The organism is Pseudomonas sp. GD04019 (assembly GCF_029837695.1).
Taxonomy (GTDB): domain Bacteria; phylum Pseudomonadota; class Gammaproteobacteria; order Pseudomonadales; family Pseudomonadaceae; genus Aquipseudomonas.
Genome location: NZ_JAOEEA010000001.1, coordinates 192,538 through 206,519, shown reverse-complemented (window position 1 = coordinate 206,519; position 13,982 = coordinate 192,538). Strand labels below are relative to the sequence as shown.

General features: G+C 67.2%; 10 protein-coding genes. 2 read left to right on the top strand and 8 right to left on the bottom strand.

What is annotated here, in order from left to right:
* Nucleotides 1-5: 5 nt before the first annotated feature.
* Nucleotides 6-1,589: a choline dehydrogenase gene (locus N7607_RS01060; RefSeq protein ID WP_279866698.1), complete on the bottom strand. Its 1,584-nt coding sequence runs from the start codon at nucleotides 1,587-1,589 to the stop codon at nucleotides 6-8.
* A gap of 80 nt (nucleotides 1,590-1,669) precedes the next feature.
* Between N7607_RS01060 and N7607_RS01055 the strand changes: the two genes are divergently transcribed.
* Nucleotides 1,670-2,695 (top strand): AraC family transcriptional regulator, encoded by a 1,026-nt coding sequence (locus N7607_RS01055; protein ID WP_279866697.1) that lies wholly within the window; start codon nucleotides 1,670-1,672, stop codon nucleotides 2,693-2,695.
* Here N7607_RS01055 and N7607_RS01050 read toward each other — a convergent pair.
* The 6 genes from N7607_RS01050 to N7607_RS01025 all read right to left on the bottom strand — a co-directional run bounded on the left by N7607_RS01050 (nucleotide 2,692) and on the right by N7607_RS01025 (nucleotide 12,160).
* Entirely contained in the window at nucleotides 2,692-5,208 is a 2,517-nt protein-coding gene (locus N7607_RS01050) for a LuxR C-terminal-related transcriptional regulator (protein WP_279866696.1), read from the bottom strand. The two genes, N7607_RS01055 and N7607_RS01050, sit on opposite strands and share 4 nt — an antisense overlap.
* Nucleotides 5,209-5,337: 129 nt before the next feature.
* Nucleotides 5,338-6,705 carry a DUF1329 domain-containing protein gene (locus tag N7607_RS01045; RefSeq protein WP_279866695.1) on the bottom strand — a complete coding sequence of 456 codons (1,368 nt, stop codon included), beginning with the start codon at nucleotides 6,703-6,705 and terminating at the stop codon, nucleotides 5,338-5,340.
* 32 nt (nucleotides 6,706-6,737) lie between these two features.
* The gene (locus N7607_RS01040) at nucleotides 6,738-8,642 is read right to left on the bottom strand and encodes a DUF1302 domain-containing protein (protein WP_279866694.1); all 1,905 of its coding nucleotides are present in this window, start codon (nucleotides 8,640-8,642) and stop codon (nucleotides 6,738-6,740) included.
* 232 nt (nucleotides 8,643-8,874) lie between these two features.
* Nucleotides 8,875-9,141 (bottom strand): DUF1652 domain-containing protein, encoded by a 267-nt coding sequence (locus N7607_RS01035; protein WP_279866782.1) that lies wholly within the window; start codon nucleotides 9,139-9,141, stop codon nucleotides 8,875-8,877.
* 263 nt (nucleotides 9,142-9,404) lie between these two features.
* Nucleotides 9,405-10,154, bottom strand: a complete 750-nt coding sequence (gene cysZ / locus N7607_RS01030; RefSeq protein WP_279866693.1) for a sulfate transporter CysZ — start codon at nucleotides 10,152-10,154, stop codon at nucleotides 9,405-9,407.
* Nucleotides 10,155-10,186: 32 nt separating this feature from the next.
* Nucleotides 10,187-12,160 (bottom strand): diguanylate cyclase, encoded by a 1,974-nt coding sequence (locus tag N7607_RS01025; protein ID WP_279866692.1) that lies wholly within the window; start codon nucleotides 12,158-12,160, stop codon nucleotides 10,187-10,189.
* 215 nt (nucleotides 12,161-12,375) lie between these two features.
* Between N7607_RS01025 and trxB the strand changes: the two genes are divergently transcribed.
* Entirely contained in the window at nucleotides 12,376-13,323 is a 948-nt protein-coding gene (gene trxB / locus N7607_RS01020; protein WP_279866691.1) for a thioredoxin-disulfide reductase, read from the top strand.
* Nucleotides 13,324-13,378: 55 nt separating this feature from the next.
* Here the strand turns inward: trxB and N7607_RS01015 are convergent, their stop codons facing one another.
* Nucleotides 13,379-13,978, bottom strand: coding sequence for a cytochrome c3 family protein (locus N7607_RS01015; RefSeq protein WP_279866690.1), 600 nt, complete (start codon nucleotides 13,976-13,978; stop codon nucleotides 13,379-13,381).
* Nucleotides 13,979-13,982 lie beyond the last annotated feature (4 nt).

Here is a 13,982-nt window from a genome sequence, read left to right as displayed (position 1 = left end):
GTGGATCAGCCCTGGGCGATCCACTCGGCGGCGCGCTCGGCGACCATGATCGAGGGGGCGTTGGTGTTGCCGCCGACCAGGGTCGGCATCACCGAGGCATCCACCACGCGCAAGCCGGCGATGCCGTGCACGCGCAGCTGGCTGTCTACTACCGCAGCTTCGTCAGTGCCCATCTTGCAGGTGCCGACCGGGTGGTAGATGGAGTCGGTGCGGCGGCGCAGCAGCTCGATCAGTTGCTCGTCGCTGTCGAGGCCGGTGCTGAACACGTCACGCAGGCCGAAGCGCGCCATGGGCGCCTGGGCGACGATCTCGCGGGCCATGCGGTAGCCCTTGAGCAGGGTCTGTACATCGTCGTCGTGGCCGAGGAAGTTGGGGTCGATGCGCGGCGCGGCGGCCGGGTCGGCCGACTGCAGACCGACGCTGCCGATGCTCTTGGGGCGCAGCACGCAGACGTGGCAGCTGAAGCCATGTCCCCAGTGCAGTTTGCGGTTGTGGTCGTCGAGCAGGCTGACCACCGAGTGCAGCTGCACGTCCGGGCGCGACAGCGCCGCGTCGGTCTTGAGGAAGGCGCCGGCCTCGGCGAAGTTGCTCGCCAGCGGGCCGCGCTTGCGCGCCATGTACTGGGCCAGCGCGGAGCCCATCTTCAGGCTGCCGCCCAGCGAGTAGCCGAGCAGCGAGTTGTCGCTGCTCTTGTAGCCGAGAATCACGTCCGGGTGGTCCTGCAGGTTCTGCCCGACGCCCGGCAGCTCGTGCTGCACGGCGATGCCGTGGGGCTTCAGATCGGCCTCCGCGCCGATGCCGGAGAGCATCAGCAGTTGCGGGCTGCCGAAGGCGCCGGCGCTGAGCAGCACTTCCTTGCGCGCCTTGAGTTCGGTCGAGCGACCCTTGTGGCGCACTTGCACGCCAGTGGCCTGTTTGCCCTGCAGCAGGATGCGCTCGGCATGGGCACCGGTGAGCACGGTGAGGTTCTTGCGCTGCTCGCGAATCGGCTTGAGGAAGGCGGTGGCGGTGCTCCAGCGGCGGCCGTCGCGGATGGTCACGTCGTACTGGCCGACACCTTCCTGCTCGGCACCGTTGAAGTCGGCGTTGTAGCGGTGGCCGACTTTCTGTCCGGCTTCGACGAAGGCATGGCTGGCTGCGTGGGCCTCGATCTGGCCGACGTACAGCTCGCCCTCGCCGCCATGGAATTCGCTGGCGCCCAGGTGGTGCATCTGGCTCTTGCGGAAGTAGGGCAGCACATCCTTGAACGACCAGCCATCGTTGCCCAGGTTGGCCCAGTCGTCGTAGTCGCTGTGGTGGCCGCGGATGTAGATCATGCCGTTGATCGAGCTGCTGCCGCCGAGTGCCTTGCCGCGTGGCTGGTAGCCGATGCGCCCGCCCAGGCCCGGTTGCGGCACGGTGTTGAAGGCCCAGTTGACGTGGCGGGTCGGCAGGATGGCGGCCACTCCGGCTGGGGCGTGGATCAGCGGCGACCAGTCACGCGGGCCGGCTTCGAGCAGGCACACGGAAACGGCGGGGTCGGCACTCAGGCGGTTGGCCAGGACGCAGCCGGCCGAACCGGCACCAATGATGATGTAGTCGAATTCCATGAGGGGCTCCGAAGTGCTGGAGGGATGTTCGGATTCTTGGTGGAACCGACGCGCTAAGATTGATCTTTGACGACTGATATTTGATTCTTGACGACATGGAACCCTTTATCAGAACCACCTCCTTCGGCGGCTTCCGCGAGCTGGTCAGCCAGCTGGGCCACGACCCGCTGCCTTTCCTGGAGCGCTTTCGCGTGCGCCCGGAACTGCTCGACGACGAGGATGCGCGGGTGCCGTTCCGCTCTCTGGTGGGGCTGCTGGAGACGGTGGCCGACGAGCTGCACTGCCCGGACTTCGGCCTGCGCATGGCCGAGTACCAGCACCTCAGCGTGCTCGGCCCGATCGCGCTGATCGCCTGCAATTCGGCCAGCGTCGGCCAGGCCCTGGCGGAGATCGTGCGCTTCATCGGCTACCACAGCTCCGGCATCCAGCTCGATCTCGACCTCAGCGAGCCGCGGGCGCCGAGCCTGGTCATCGAGTTGCGCCTGCCGGGGCCGCAGCGGCAGATGGCGGAACTGGCCATGGGCGTGGCGCACAACACCATGAAGCTGCTTTGCGGCCCGACCTTCAGTGCCCAGGTGGTGTTGCTGTCCGGCGGCAGCCCGCTGCCCCAGGCGCGCTATCGGCGCTATTTCGCCAGCGAGGTGTACCTGGGCCAGGCGCGCAACGCGCTGGTGATCAGCGAGCGCCAGCTGGGCCAGCGCATCGAACGGCAGGACCCGGCCCTGCACCGCACCCTGGTGCAGTACCTCAGCCATATCCACCTGCTGGGTTCTTCCGACCTGCTGGAGCAGGTGCGCCGTCTGGTGTTGCGCCTGTTGCCGATCCAGCAGTGCCGCCTGCCGCTGATCGCCGAGCAGCTCGGCCTGCACCAGCGCAGCCTGCAGCGTCAGCTGGCCGAGCTGGGGCACAGGTTCGATGAGCTGGTCGAGGGTATTCGCCGCGAGCGCGCCGATTTCTACCTGGCCGAGCGCGACATCCCTATGTCGCAGATCGCCGGCATGCTCGGCTACAGCGAGCAGAGCGTGTTCAATCGCGGCTGCCGGCGCTGGTTCGGCATGACGCCGGGCGAGCGCCGCCGCCTGTTGCTGGAACAGCGCCGCGGCTAGCCGGCCAGGCCCAGCTCCTTGGCCCGCGCCACCGCCTGGGTGCGACGCTCCACGCCGAGCTTGAAGTTGATGCGCTGGGCGTGGGTCTTCACCGTGTGCAGGGAGATGAACAGGCTCTCGGCGATCTGCTGGTTGGAGTAGCCCTGGGCGATCAGCTTGAGCACGTCCAGCTCGCGGCGGCTGAGCAGGGCGCTCGGCGCTCCGTCGTCGGTGCCGGCGCTCTCGGCGACCCAGCGCATCATCGCCGGGTTGCGCTGGGCGAAGGCGCGCTCGACGCTGGCCAGGCCCATCTGCCGGGCCAGCGCCAGCGCATCGAGCAGGGCCTGGCGCGCCTGGCTCTGCTTGTTGCTGGCGTGCAGGCCCTCGGCCAGGCTGAAACCGATTTCGCAGGCCAGCGGCCGGCGGCCCTCGACCAGGGCCTGTTTGAGCAGGGCCTGCAGGCTTTCCAGGGCTTCACTTAGCTGGTCGCCGGCCAGTTGCGCATGGGCCAGCGCCAGCTGCAGGCGCAGATTGAGTTCCGGGGCGCCGAATGGCGGCAGCTTGGGCGCCTCGGCCAGCAGGCCGCGCAGGGCCTTCTCGGCTTGGGCGTGGCGCCCCTGGCCGAGCCACAGGCGCGCCTTGATCAGCACCAGCAGGCCCTGGTACAGGTGCGTGCTGATATGGCTGTACTGCATCAGCCGCTCGGCATCGGCGATGCGGGCGAAGGCGTCGGCGATGTCGCCGTGCAGGGCGCTGAGTTCGGCCAGGCCCAGGTGGCCCCAGACGGCGGCGGGGTCGGCGCACACCTGGCATTCCCGCAGGCCGGAAGTGAAGGCGGTCTCGGCCTCCTGGTAGCGCCCGCGTTGCAGCAGCAGGCTGGCGCGCAACAGCTGGGTGCGGCCGCGCATGGGGCTGGCCTCGCTGCCCCAGGCGCCGGTGAGTTCGGTGTACAGGCGGCTGAGCAGGGTTTCCGCGCGCAGCAGCTCGCCGCGGATATCCAGCAGCTTGGCGTGCTCCAGGGCCAGCAGGCTCTCGAAGGCCAGGCTGCCATGCTCGCGGGCCTCCTTGATGGCCATCCGGTTGAGTTCCTGGGCCTGGTCGAAATGGCCCTCGGCCAGCGCCTGCTCGACCTGCAGCAGGTAGCACAGCAGCCGCTGGCTCCAGGAACGCTCGGGCAGTTCGACGATGGCCTCGGCCACCAGCGGCCGCGCCCGCTCGGCGTCGCCGCGGTGGAACGCCAGCTTGCCGGCCAGGGCCTTCCACTGGGCGATCAGTTCCTGCTGGCGCAGCGCATTGGTCTGCGGCAGGAAGCGTCCCAGTGCCGCCAGGTACTCCTCGCCTTCCTCCAGCCGACCGCTGAGCAGCAGGGCCCAGGCATTGAGCAGGGCCAGGCGCGGCGTGCTGCTGAGCAGGGTTGACGGCAATTCGCGGCGCCATTCCAGCAGCAGGGCCAGGTCGCGGCCCTGCAGCAGGCGATCCTGGGTGTAGCGTTGCATCAGGCTGGCTGCCACCTCCGGCTGGCCGGCCTTGAGCGCGTATTCCAGCGCCGGGGTGATCTGCTCGCGCCCGACGTACCACTGGCAGGCCTTGCGGAACAGGGCCTTGGCCATGCTGCTCGGCAGCTGGCCGGCCAGTGCCGGCGCCAGCGCCGGCTGCACGCGCAGCAGGCGACCGTCCTGATCCACGGCCTCGATGAACAGGCCGCACTCGCACAGCTGCTTCAACAGCTGCGCGCCTTCGCCGACGCCGAGCAGCTGCTCGCACAGCTCGTGGTCGAAGGAGGGGAACTGGGCCAGGGTATAGAGGGCCAGCTGCCAGTCGCCGGGCAGCTCGTCCAGCACCTCGCGCTTGAGGTAGTCCAGCAGCAGGCCGCCGCCGTCGGCCGGCAGCGCCTGGCCGGGCTTGCTGCCGAGCAGGCGCAGGCGCAGGCCGGCGCACCAGCCCTGGGTCTGCTCCAGCAGTTCCAGCACGGCGGGGCGCGGCCATTGGTGGCCGGCGCGTTGCAGCAGTTCGCCCAGCTCGTTCTCGGAGAAGGCCAGCTCGCGGCTGCCCAGCTCGAACAGCTCGCCGTCCAGCAGCAGGCGTGCCAGCTGCAGCTGGGGCCGGCGCCGGCTGGCGATCCACCAGCACACCTGGGGCGGGGTGGCGAGCAGCAGGCTGTTGAGGGTCTGGTCCAGCGCCGCGTCGGGGCTGCGCGGATAGTCGTCGAGCAGCAGCCACAGCGGCTGTTGCAGCTGGTACAGGTGATCTTCGGTGGCTTCCAGGCTGGACTCGCTCAGGCCGAGTGCGCTGCCCAGGCGGCGCAGCAGATCGGTGGCGCCGAGCGGGCGGCCGCGCAGGTCGAGGTGAATGAGCTGGATGTCGCTCGGTCGCTGGCGCATGCACTCGCCGAGCAGCACGCTCTTGCCGCTGCCGGCCGGGGCGCAGAGCAGGCGCAGGCGGCAGTCGGCCTGCAGCAGCGCATCGCGCAGGCGTGGGCGGGGCAGGTGGCCGGGGGGCAGGCGGGGCAGATCGGCCTGGGACAACGTGGCCATGGGTTCACTCGAATACGGGTTGGCGTGATTCATCCTTGCAGAGCCTGGCGGGAGTACGCAAATGCGTGGGCATAAAAAAGCGGCCCGCGAGGGGCCGCCAAATCACGGAGTTGCGTGGTGTTGCTGGGATCAGCGCACGCCGGCCTGACGCAGGGCCGCCGGGGTGTAGCTGGAGGCCTTGGCGTTGGCGCCGAACTCGTAGCTCTGTTTCTCCTCGTTCTTCAGGCCGAGCACCGAGTAGCGGCCGGAGATCAGGTCATACAGGGTTTCGGCGGTATAGCCGGGTACCTGCTTGTGGAAGTACTGCTGGGCGTGACCCTCGCCGACGCGCCACAGCTGGCCGCGACCGTCGTAGTGGTCGACCAGCGCCAGCTGCCAGGTGTCTTCGTCGAAGTACATGTGGCGGGTGGAGTAGATGTGACGCTCGCCCGGCTTGACCTTGGCCACCACTTCCCACACGCGGTGCAGCTCGTAGCGGGTCAGGTCCTGGTTGATGTGGCCGGCCTTGAGGATGTCGGCGTACTTCAGGTTCGGCGAATCCAGCTTGTAGCTGTTGTAGGGGATGTACATCTCCTTCTTGCCGACCAGCTCCCAGGTGTAGCGGTCCGGGGCGCCGTTGAACATGTCGTAGTTGTCCGAGGTGGCCAGGCCGTCGGCGGCGGTGGCCGGGCCGTCGTAGGCCACCTGCGGGGCACGGCGCACGCGGCGCTGGCCGGCGTTGTAGAGCCAGGCCATGCGCGGCTCCTTGACCTGGTCGATGGTCTCGTGGACCAGCAGCACGTTACCGGCCAGGCGCGCCGGGGCGGTCACGTTCTGGATGAAGTAGAACAGGATGTTGTCGGCCTTGCTCTTGTCCAGGTCCGGCAGGTTGCTGGGGTAGGACACCTCGTCGGTGAACTGGACCATGGTGAAGGCGCCGTTGGCCTGGGGCTGCACGCGGGTCATGTAGCGCTTGACGTTGCCGCCGCGGTAGCGGGTGCTGTGGTTCCACACCACCTCGACGCCGTTCTTCGGCAGCGGGAAGGCGTAGTAGCGGCTGTCGGCGAAGCCGGACAGGCCGTTGCCGCCGTCAATGCCCTCGGTGTTCAGCGCGCTGGTCTTGATCGCGGCGTAGATCGCGTCCGGCAGCGCGGCGCTGCGGTGGGACGGGTACACCGGGATCTTGTAGGTCTCCGGGTAGCGCTTGAACATCGCCAGCTGTCCGGCGGACAGCTTGTCCTGGTACTGCTCGGCGTTGGCCGCGGTGATGGTCAGCAGCGGCTGCTCGTTGGCGAACGGGTCGGCCAGGAAGCCCTTGGCGTCCACCGCGGCGGCGTTGGTCGGCAGGCCGCCGGTCCACTCGGGGATGCTGCCATCGGCGTTGCCGGCCTTCTCGGCGCCGATCGGGGTCAGGCTGGTGCCCAGCTTGGCCGCCTCGTCCGGGGAGACCTTGGCCATCACGCCGGTGGCCAGCAGCGACAGCGCCAGGGCGCCAGTGTGCAGGAGGGTGCGTTTCATCATGTGTTTACCTTTCTTGTTCTGTAGGGGGCTCAGAAGCTCATGCCGACGCTGAAGGCCAGGAAGTCGCGATCGATCGAGGTGTTGTAGTCGCCGCCGAAGAAGTCGGTGTAGGAGAAGCTGGCGGTGTAGGTGTTCTGGTACTCGGCATCCAGACCCAGGCTGACCGCCTTGCTGCCCTCGGTGAACAGGCCGTTGGGGCCGTAGCCGTCGACGTCATGGGACCAGGCGATGCTCGGTTTCAGGTTGATACCGGCGACCACGTCGTTGTAGTCCCAGATGGCGCGCATGCGGTAACCCCAGGAAGTGCTAGTGCCGAAGCCGTCGTCGCCGCAGTACTTGCTGACGTTTTCCGGCGAGGCACCGGCCGCCGCACCGTTGTTCAGGGTGCCCTTGTTGAGGGCCTCGCAGGCGGAGGAGATGCCGGCGCCGAACAGCGGGCCCGCGGTGTTGGGGCGATCGCCCGACAGTTCGCCCGGGCCGAAGATCGGGTCGCGGCCATAACGTGCCTCGGAAGATTTCTCCAGGCCGCCGACGTGGGCCACGCCGATTTCGCCCACCAGGGTGAAGCGCTCGGCGCCCATGACCTGATCGAAGAAGTGGGTGAAGGTGGTCTGGAACTGGGTGATTTCCTTGCGCCGGTAACCGGTGGTGTCCTGACCCGGCACGCCTTGCAGCACGGAGACGTTGCTGAAGCCGGCCAGGGGCGTCAGCCCGGAGTAGAGGATGTCGGTGGTGTTCAGCTGCACCGGTGCGTTGGGCCGGTAGCTGACCTCGCCCTGCCAGGCGGTGCCGGTGGGCAGGGTGGTGGAGAAGCTCAGGCCGTACAGGCGGATATCTTCCGGGTACTCCAGGAAGTAGCTGGCGCTGGCGGCTGCGGCCACGGCGCGCAGCGCTGGCACGGGCACGGCGCCCACGGCGTCGTAGGTGGCCTGGTCGGCCGCGGCGATGCTGAAGAACGGCGCGCGGCTGTGATAGTTCATGAAGTAGGCGCCGAACTCGGTATCCAGCGGCTCGAAGAAATAGCGCAGCGCGGCGCCCCACTGACCGTCGTCGCGAGCGTCGCGATCACCGGCACGGCGTACCAGCACGCCTTCCTGGTTGGCATCGACGTTGAACGCGGACAGCAGCGGCAAGCCGGCGGCGATCACCGATTGCGGTGCCAGCACGCGCAGGTTGTCGTCGCAACCGTCGGCGATGATGTCCACCTGGGCGAAGTAGGTGCCGCAGTTGTCGACGACGGTCTGGTCCCACTCCAGCTGGTAGAAGGCCTCGGCGGACAGGTTGTCGGTCAGGCTCTGCGAGACGTAGAACATGTTGACCGGGATCAGGCCTTCCTTGAGTTCTGCGCCGGGGCGGCGGAAGGCAGAGACGTCGACCGGGTTGATCGAGTTGATGCTGTTCTGGATGAAGGTGCTCTCGCCCCAGCTCACCACCTGCTTGCCCAGGCGTACCGAGCCCGGCTCATCGGCGATGCTGTAGTTGTGGTAGACGAAGGCGTCGAGCAGTTGCGCGCCGGAGGATTGCGCGCCTTCCTTGCGGTTGTGGTCGTCGATGTCCTTGAACAGGCGCTGCTCGTCCTTCAGTTCGAAGTCGTACCAGTATTTGCCGCGCACGAACACACCGGTGTCGCCGTACTTCAGTTCGAGGTCGTGGATGCCCTTGAAGATCTTCGAGAAGGTCTCGCCCTTCTTGAAGTTCTGCCGGCTGTCGTCGGTGGTCTGGGCGAGGCCGTCGCCGCCATTGTTGGCGCCGATCAGGTCGCGGTCGGCGCCGCGCATGGACCAGCTGGCCCCGACGGACAGGGAGGAGTCGAGCTGGCCCTCGATCTCGCCGATGTTGAAGCTCACGGCCTGGGCGCCGCCCGAGAGACCCAGTGCGATCGCGGCTGCCAGTGCATGCGGCCGGAAGCTCGCGCGCCTTGTTGTTGTAGTCATGCGCTACCCCTGTGTGTGGTGGTTGATCGGCGGCCAAGCTAATCAATCGGCGCGGGGCGGGTAACGGATGAAGGAGTGATCTTCCGACTCACTCTTTGTAGTGACAGGGCGCGTGGCAGGCGCTGGCGGCGGCATGAAACACAAATGAAAAGGCCGGTGCAGAAGGGCCGCACCGGCCGGTAACACTTTCGTCAGGGGATCAGCCGGCGGCTGGCGTGCCCGGCTCGGGAGATCAGCGGTGCAGCAGGTTGGGGCTGTAACCGGTCGGGCTGGTGTCGTCGCCGTCTCTGGCCAGCTCGTAGTCGAAGCAGATATCGCTCACCAACTGGTTGATCCGCTGGGCATCACCCAGGTTGCCGATATCGATGCCGACCACGGTGAGCTCCACGTTGTCGGAACCCTCGGCGAGGATCTGGATCGTCATAAAGCGGCCATCCGGGATGCGGCATGCACAGCGAAGCGGGAGGAAGGCGCTCTCGACATTCCTGCACAGCTCCATGTTGGTCAGCGACTGTCCCATCTATTGGCCCCCCTGGCTTTGGTGCAGCGTGGTGTGCGGAAGCCTGACCATAGCAGTTGGATATCTGCAGCGCTGCCCCTTTCATCGGTAAAGATATCGAGATAGAGCAGTCCGGCACAGTTTTGCGGCGGCTGTAGGTGATGGCTAGTGGCTACTAGTTGGCTCGCGATGCCCGCCCCGCAAGGGGCGGGGCTCATCGCCAAGGCGCAAGCGCCTGGCCAGAAAACTTGCCAGCCCAGTGTTCACTGTGGCGCCGGCACCGTTTCGCCGCGTTCACGCACCCAGAACAGGGTGGCGCCGGCCACGGCGGAGGGCATTACCAGGATGTTGACGAAGGGGATCAGCAGCGCCAGGTACACCGTGCCGCCGAAGCCCAGGCTCTGCCAGCGCTTCTCGCGCAGCCAGGCGAGCATCTCGTTCCAGCCCAGCTTGTTGTTGTCCGCCGGGTAGTCGATGTACTGCACCGCCATCATCCAGATGCCGAACAGTATCCACAGCGGCGCGGCCACCAGGTTGAGCACCGGCACGAAGGTGAGGATCAGCAGCGGAATGGCGCGCGGCAGGAAGTACGCCAGCTTGCGCATCTCGCGGCCGATGGTGCGCGGCATCATGGCCATCAGCTCGGCCCAGCTGAAGGGCGGGAAGTCGTCGCGGCCACGCAGCACCACTTCCACCTTCTCGGCGAGGAAGCCGTTGAAGGGCGCGGCGATGATGTTGGCCAGCAGGGTGAAGGTGAAGAACATGATCACCAGCACCAGCAGGAAGAACAGCGGGGTGAGCACGTAGCTGAGGAAGCTCAGCCAGTCCGGCAGGTTGGGCATCAGGCTGTCCATCCAGACACCGAACTGCTGCATGGCCAGCACGATCAGGCCGATGAACAGCAGGGTGTTGACGGCCAGCGGCAGCAGCACGAACAGGCGCAGGCCGGGGCTGAGGACCAGCTTCAGGCCTTGGCCCAGGTATTGCGGGCCGGAGAGGGCGGGATTGGGCATGGCAAGCTCCGCGAGAATGGAATCGCGCGACCTTAACCACTTTGCCGAAAGGAAGAAAGCAGCCGCGGGTGATACAGGCAGGCGCGGTTGCGCTCGCGCTTGGCCTCGTACATGGCGCTGTCGGCGGCCTTGACCAGGCCTTCCGGGTCGTCGGCGTGGTCCGGGTAGAGGGCGATTCCGATACTCGGCGTAACAAAGTCGATGATCTGCCCTTCGAGGCAGGCCGGGTTCTGCAAGACGCCGAGGATGCGCCCGGCCAGCTTGTAGGCGGCCTCGACGTTGCCGCCGGGCATCAGCAGGGTGAATTCGTCGCCGCCCAGGCGGTAGACCCGGTCCGGTTGGCGCATGGTGCCGCGCATGCGCTCGGCGATGCTTACCAGCAGGTCGTCGCCGATGTCATGGCCGAAGCGGTCGTTGACCTCCTTGAACCGGTCCAGGTCCAGATACAGCAGGGCCAGGCGGCTGCCGCTGCGCTGGGCCTGCTCCAAGGCCTGCTTGAGGTGTTCGGTGAAGGCCTTGCGGTTGCCCAGGCCGGTCAGCGGGTCACGGTAGGCCATGTCCAGCAGCTGGTTCTGGTAGGCCACCTGGTCGCTGATGTCGCGCAGGATGCCGCGGTAGCCGGCGAAGCCACCCTGGCTGTCGCTGATCAGCGAGAAGCGGGTTTCGTAGTAGCCCTGGCTGCCGTCGTTGCGCCGCAGCGGCGCGGCGAAGCGCATGTTCTCGCCACTCTCCCGGGCCTGGCCGAACAGCTGGCGCGCGCGTTCGATGTCCGCCTCTTCCAGCATCATGTCGAAGGTCCGGTTCAGCAGCGCTGCGCTGGGGTAGCCGAGCATGCTGCACAAGGCGCGGTTGACGGCGACTATCTGGCCCTCGGGGTTCAGCTCGAAGTAGCCGTCCTGGATCGCATCGAGAATCTCGCGATCGCGTCGCTCGCTCTGCTCCAGGCGTTCGAGCATGCGGTTGACCTCCTGGGCCAACCGGCCCAGCTCGTCGTTGCCGCGATCGCCGATGCGCTGGTGGGCCGAGTCCGGGCCGATGGCGGCGATCTCCCGGTTCATCCGCAGCACCCGGCGCAGGATGCCGAAGTCCAGGCCCAGGTAGATCAGCAGCCAGGCCACCAGGCCGACCGCGGTGGCCTCGGCGAGGAAGATGGCGATGGCCTTGTGCCCCTCCTGATGCAGGCGCCGCTCACCGGTCAGCTCCATGCGCAGCTGTGGCTCGCCCAGGCTATTGCGGAACAACAGATCGAGCTGCTGGCGGTCCTCGTCGAGCACCCGGCGCGGGCTGATCTCGATCTGGTTGAGGCTGGTGTTGCCGAGCATTGGCAGGGCATGCCAGCCGTCGTCCTGCTCGGCCGGCGGCAGCAGGCGCAGGGAGCCGTTGACCTGGGCCTGGAGCAGCTCGGCGCGCTCGCCGTCGATGAAATGCCCGGCCACCAGGGTGCCCAGGCTGGGCAGGCTGTCCTGGTTATTGCTGATGCCGCCCATGGCCAGCACCAGCGGTACGCCATGGATCACCACGATCTGGCCGCGCAGGTCCTCGCGGTTGTCGGGATGGCGCAGGCGCCTGATCTGTTCGAGGATGGCGTCGCGCAGCCCCGCATAGCTGCGCGGCCGCGCCTCGCCCAGGGTGAGCATGTCCGGCAGGTCCGGCGGCAGCCATTGCTCGGCGTAGACCTTGTCCTGCAGGTCGAGCAGCAGCATGAAGTCGAAGTTCATCTGCCGCAGTGCTTCCGGGTCCATGTTGCGGCGCATGAAGTCCGCGCTCTGACCTCGCATGAAGTCGTAGCTGTCGTCCCACTTGGCGTAGCTCAGCACCAGGTCGAGGTTGCGCTTGAGGTTGTTGTCGAGCAGCACCTGCAGGCGCTTGGCCTCGGCGTTCAGGAGGGCCGCGTCCTGGCGGTCGAAGCGGCTGAGGATCAGGCTCTGCGACAGCAGGTAGGCGAAGCCCAGCGCGAGCAACAGCAGCGGGGCGAACAGCCAGAACAGACGTTTGCGCAGAGTCATGCCGGGCAGCCTGGGAGGGGGTGATCCGAGTATAGCCAAGGGGGCAGGTTGCCCCAGGCGCATAGCCTCGGCCTATTGGCCGCATTGAGAATGGGCATTTTCCCCGATTGCATCGCCTGGGTAGCCTTGCCGGCAATTCCCCTTGCCGGGACCGTGCCCACCTCAAGCCTTCCCCGAGTGCTGCGGGCCGGTCCCTTTTTCTTCAGGAGTTGGCCATGTCCGCTACCCGTCATGCCCGCGTGATCATTCTCGGCTCCGGCCCCGCCGGCTACAGCGCGGCGGTGTACGCCGCGCGCGCCAACCTCAAGCCGCTGCTGATCACCGGCATCCAGGCGGGCGGCCAACTGACCACCACCACCGAGGTCGACAACTGGCCCGGCGACCCCCACGGCCTGACCGGCCCGGCGCTGATGCAACGCATGCAGGAGCACGCCGAGCGCTTCGAGACCGAGATCGTCTTCGACCATATCAACGCCGTGGACCTGGCCGGCAATCCCTTCACCCTGATCGGCGACAGCGCTACCTACACCGCCGACGCGCTGATCATCGCCACCGGCGCCAGCGCCCGCTACCTGGGCCTGCCGTCGGAAGAGGCGTTCATGGGCCGCGGCGTGTCCGCCTGCGCCACCTGCGACGGCTTCTTCTACCGCAACCGCGAGGTGGCGGTGGTTGGCGGCGGCAACACCGCCGTGGAGGAGGCGCTGTACCTGGCCAATATCGCCAGCAAGGTGACTCTGGTGCACCGCCGCGAGACTTTCCGCGCCGAGAAGATCCTGCAGGACAAGCTGCGGGCGCGCATTGCCGAGGGCAAGATCGAACTGCGCCTGAATGCCGCCGTGGACGAGGTACTGGGCGACGCCAGCGGCGTGACCGGCGTGCGCCTGCGGCACAACGATGGCGCCAGTAGCGAGTTGCGCGTCGACGGCCTGTTCGTCGCCATCGGCCACACGCCCAACACCGGGCTGTTCGATGGCCAGCTGGCGCTGAAGGACGGCTATCTGGTGGTCAACGGCGGGCGCGACGGCAACGCCACCGCCACCAGCATCCCCGGTGTTTTCGCCGCCGGCGACGTGGCCGACTCGGTGTATCGCCAGGCCATCACCTCGGCCGGCGCCGGCTGCATGGCGGCGCTGGATGTGGAGCGTTATCTGGACTCGATCTGAGCAGATGCAGGCCAAGAAAAAGCCCCGCGCCGCGGGGCTTTTTCGTTTCTGCCGTTCACTCCCAGCCTTTCACCCCGCTCATGTCCGGCAGGTGGTGGGCGATGCCCTTGTGGCAGTCGATGCAGGTGGCCTCGCCGGAGGCGAGCGCGGTGGAGTGCATCTGCCGTGCGCGCTGGCCCTGGCGGGTGAAGTCCATGAACTCGAAGTTGTGGCAGTTGCGGCACTCCAGCGAGTCGTTGGCCTTGAGCCGAGCCCATTCGTGCTCGGCCAGCTCGCGCCGGTAGGCGAGGAACTTGTCGCGGGTGTTGATGGTGCCGAAGATCTTGCCCCACACCTCCTTGGAGGCCTGCATCTTGCGCGCGATCTTGTCGGTCCACTGGTGTGGCACGTGGCAGTCCGGGCAGGTGGCGCGCACGCCGGAGCGGTTGCTGTAGTGGATGGTGTCCTTGAGTTCCACGTACACGTTGTCGCGCATCTCGTGGCAGGAGATGCAGAAGGTCTCGGTGTTGGTGGCCTCCAGGGCGGTGTTGAAGCCGCCCCAGAAGACGATGCCGGCGATGAAGCCGGACAGGGTTAGGAAGCCCAGGCTGTAGTGCACGCTGGGCTTGCGCAGGACATGCCAGTAGCTCAGCAGCCAGGCGATCAGTGCTTTCATATCG